General features: G+C 45.4%; 2 protein-coding genes and 1 pseudogene. All 3 read right to left on the reverse strand.

The annotated features are described in order from the left end of the window. Window positions 1-144: pseudogene (locus AACT21_RS08015) on the reverse strand (mechanosensitive ion channel family protein); the annotation flags it as partial. Between the two features lie 210 nt (window positions 145-354). Then, window positions 355-1,587, reverse strand: a complete 1,233-nt coding sequence (gene pepT / locus AACT21_RS08020; protein ID WP_094164265.1) for a peptidase T — start codon at window positions 1,585-1,587, stop codon at window positions 355-357. Window positions 1,588-1,785: 198 nt separating this feature from the next. Next, complete coding sequence (locus tag AACT21_RS08025; protein WP_013868046.1) at window positions 1,786-2,994, reverse strand: NupC/NupG family nucleoside CNT transporter; 1,209 nt, start codon at window positions 2,992-2,994, stop codon at window positions 1,786-1,788. Between the last annotated feature and the right edge of the window lie 344 nt (window positions 2,995-3,338).

Here is a 3,338-nt window from a genome sequence, read left to right on the forward strand (position 1 = left end):
CTGCTTCTCGGTAATCAGTGCGACATCGCCACGAATTTGAGAAAGCACAACTCGCCGCGTCAAAATAATCAACGTCATGATTAAAATACTAAACACCAATTTATGAGTGATAAGAAAGTCCCACACCGCGACCACTTTCTCCATATCAATCCCCTTCTTTTATTTTTATGCATAATGAGCAGCAACACATCTAAGCCACTAGAGAGCAGCAGATTGAGATCGTGTTAGAAATTTTAGAAAGGTATTGTAACTGAGTGAATAGTTAACGTCGGCATAAGGCGCAATTATTATGCGCCCTGTCATAGCTTTGGAAGAGAAACTCCCTTTGAGATTGGCGAAAGGAAAGGTTTGTTATCAGTGTTGATTCGCCAACGCTGTCTTTTCAGCCAGTTTTACAATCACGTTTACCGCTTGTTCCATCCCTTCAATGGTAATGAACTCATGAATACCATGAAAATTATAACCGCCAGTGAAAATATTAGGGCATGGCAGGCCCATAAATGAGACCCTCGCACCATCCGTACCACCTCGAATAGGTTTGATCAGCGGTTCAACATCACAAGCAATCATGGCTTGTTTAGCCAGTTCAATGACTTGTGGATGAGGCTCGACCATCTCTTTCATATTAAAATAGCTGTCCGTCACGACCAACTCAACTCGTCCTTTCTCAAGACGGGCATTTAACTGGTCCACTTGCTGCTGCATAAACGCTTTACGAGCTTCCAAGCCTTCTCGTTCAAAGTCTCTAATAATGTAACCCAAGGTTGAGCGAGCCACACTCATCTCTGCGGATTTTAAATGGTAAAAGCCTTGATAGCCCTGCGTGGTCTCTGGGGTTTGATCGGCTGGCATCATAAGCTGAAATTGTGCGGCGATGTTGATGGCATTCACCATTTTATCTTTCGCGGTCCCAGGGTGAACATTCACGCCATAGCAAATAACATCAGCGCTCGCCGCATTGAAATTCTCATACTCCAACTCACCCACCGGGCCACCATCAATGGTATAAGCCCACTGTGCGCCAAACTTCTCCACATCAAATAAGTCCGCGCCCCGGCCGATCTCTTCATCGGGAGTGAAACCGATACAAATATCACCATGTGCGATGCTTGGGTCGGCAATTAACCTCTCAATGGCCGTCATAATTTCAGCGATGCCTGCCTTATTATCGGCACCAAGCAGTGTGGTGCCGTCAGTCGTGATCAGATTGTAACCATGCAGTTGATGCAAATCCGGGTATTGAATAGGTGACAGCACCTCATCCCCTTTACCTAAAGCAATGTCTCCACCTTGATAATTCTCCACAATTTGCGGCTTAACGTGTTTGCCTGACGCATCTGGCGCGGTATCCATATGCGCAATAAAACCAATCGCAGGAACAGGGTAATCAACATTCGATTGCAACTTCGCCATAACATAGCCGTGTTCATCAACCGTAGCATCGGTTAAGCCTAATGCGATTAATTCTTCATGCAGTGTATGGGCAAACGTCATTTGCCCTACTGAACTCGGGCAACGGCGGCTGGCAGGGTGAGATTGAGTATCAAAAGAGACATAACGCAAAAAGCGTTCAACAAGATTTTCCATAGCAAGCACTCAATAAGTTAGCATGTCAACGTATCGCCTATGTTGGGATACGCAGTTAATTGCAAGCTATACTACGCGCTCATCAGAAACGGAATTTGCTATAAATCAGCTTTTCAGCAATTACTGAGGTGTCAATCATTCAAAAAAGGGATCAAAAATGCCCACCGCAGTGAGCATTGAGAGAAGCAAACAGGGCGTTTAAAGCAGAATGAAAATGCCCGCTAGACATGCACTCATTAAGTTAGCTAGCGTACCTGCAATCACTGCTTTAATACCTAAATTCGCGACTTCTGCACGGCGTTCAGGAGCGATAACCCCGATAGAGCCTAATTGGATCGCGATAGAACCAATGTTGGCAAAGCCGCACAGAGCAAAAGTAATAATAACTTGGGTGTGTTCCGACAACAGCGCCTTGTGGTCAACAAAATCAATGAAAGCCACAAATTCGTTCATCACCACTTTTTGCCCAATGTAAGAGCCCGCCATCAAGACTTCATGGCTTGGTACACCAATCAACCAAGCCAGTGGTGAAAATAGATAACCGAACAGCAGTTGTAAGGTAATGCCGTTCAAACCCAATAACTCACCGAAACTTTCAAGCCCAGTGTTAACCATCGCAATCACACTCACAAATGCAACCAGCATTGTACCGACGGCCACCGCCACTTTCATGCCATTCATCGCCCCGCTCGCCAGTGCGTCAATCACATTACTTTCTTGCGCTTTATCCATCTCAATATTGGTTTGATCAAGTGGAACATCGCGCTCTGGTACGATGATTTTTGCCATCATCAAACTGCCGGGTGCCGCCATAAAACTGGCTGCAATAAGGTATTTAAGCTCAACACCTAGACCGGCATAGCCACCCAACACGCTACCTGCGACAGAGGCCATGCCTCCGGCCATGACGGCAAACAGTTCTGAACGTGTCATGCGCGACAAAAAGGGACGCACAAGCAGTGGTGATTCTCCTTGTGAAAGGAAAATGTTACCCGTAGCAACCAGAGATTCTGCTTTGCTCGTACCTAAAAATTTTTGAATACCACCACCGATAAACTCGATGACTTTTTGCATGATACCAAGGTAATAAAGGGCAGAGATAAGAGCGCTGAAGAAAATGATGATAGGCAGAACACGAACAGCAAAAATAAATCCGGAATCGGCTAAATCACCGAATAGAAAGCGGATTCCTGCATCGGCGAAACCCAGCAAACTCGACACACCGCCGCTGATGCTGGCTAGTGCGCTTTGTCCCCATGGGAAGTAGAGCACCAGCGCGGCAAAACCAACTTGCAGCAATAAAGCACGTGATACGGTTTTCCAATTGATGAAAGATCGATTTTCAGAGAGCAGGTAGGCGCAAGCGATCAGCGCTAAAATGCCGACGAGGCCAAAAAGAATATTCATTGTATTTACCTAGTTTGAAATTTGGAAATAAGGGTAGAACCAAAAAACTTGGCAAAGGAGGAATCATTGTCCTTTTGTACAACAAAAGCGTGACAAAAAGAGGGGTATGCGAACATATTGTTCATCTAAGATCACCTTATACAAGCAGAGGAACTTAGCTGGTCCAGTCCTTGGGGTCATTCACATTTCCGTGTGACGGCTTGTATGGGTTGAGCACCGGCTCATAACCGGGCGGAAAGTATAGCGAACAAAATGAGAGTTTCATCACATATTTTTACGCAAACGTTCAAGCGCTCATTTATTCGACAGTTATTCTAAAAAAACATCAAACACAGGCAAGATTG

Origin of the sequence: Vibrio sp. V08_P9A1T1 (genome assembly GCF_963874405.1) — a bacterium.
In the GTDB taxonomy this organism is placed as follows: Bacteria; Pseudomonadota; Gammaproteobacteria; order Enterobacterales; family Vibrionaceae; genus Vibrio; species Vibrio anguillarum.